This is a genomic window from Levilactobacillus parabrevis ATCC 53295, from assembly GCF_001434055.1.
GTDB lineage: Bacteria > Bacillota > Bacilli > Lactobacillales > Lactobacillaceae > Levilactobacillus > Levilactobacillus parabrevis.
In genome coordinates this window covers 1-203 of record NZ_AZCZ01000132.1, presented here as the reverse complement: position 1 = coordinate 203, position 203 = coordinate 1, and the positions used below count along the sequence as shown (strand labels likewise).

Annotated in this window: 1 protein-coding gene; it reads left to right on the top strand. The window is 41.4% G+C overall.

Translation table 11 applies throughout. The features are described 5' to 3' along the window. On the top strand, positions 1-203 hold a 203-nt coding region (locus tag FD07_RS12035; RefSeq protein WP_156403298.1), incomplete at both ends, for a transposase.

Here is a 203-nt window from a genome sequence, read left to right as displayed (position 1 = left end):
TATTACCGGATGATCAAGGGAAAGCTGGCCAAAGTCCAACGCAAATTGTCACGGCGGGACAGACGAGCTAAGAAGAGCCAACGACGGTTATCAGAATCAAGGAATTATCAAAAACAACGATTATTAGCGGCTAAATTGCAACTTAAAGTCGCTAACCAACGCAAAAATTTTCTGCATAATGTCTCTACGGCCTTAATCAAAAA